At 52.1% G+C, this 284-nt stretch carries 1 protein-coding gene; it reads right to left on the reverse strand.

Features of this window, described 5'->3' with window-relative positions:
• The coding region (locus C1E99_RS00430; protein WP_161951112.1) for a peptidase U32 family protein at positions 1–284 on the reverse strand (284 nt) is incomplete at both ends.

Below are 284 nucleotides of genomic sequence, written 5' to 3' on the forward strand. Positions count from 1 at the left end.
ATGGTCGATCATACACATATCCACCGCAGACATGGAGAACTCCTCTGGGATTTCCCCTTTAATCGAACGACGTTCTTCGCCAAATGGGAGATCATAGAGATTGTACTTCCAACGACAAGACTGAGAGCAGCCGCCGCGGTTAGCATCGCGTTTGCTCATGTGGTTGGAGAGGACGCAGCGGCCTGAGTAGGAGATACACATGGCTCCGTGAACAAAGGCTTCAATCTCCACGTCTGTGCGTTTGCGGATTTCAGCCACCTCTTCCATGGTCACTTCACGGGCTA

The sequence above is a fragment of the Streptococcus suis genome, from assembly GCF_002964045.1.
Classification (GTDB): domain Bacteria; phylum Bacillota; class Bacilli; order Lactobacillales; family Streptococcaceae; genus Streptococcus; species Streptococcus suis_U.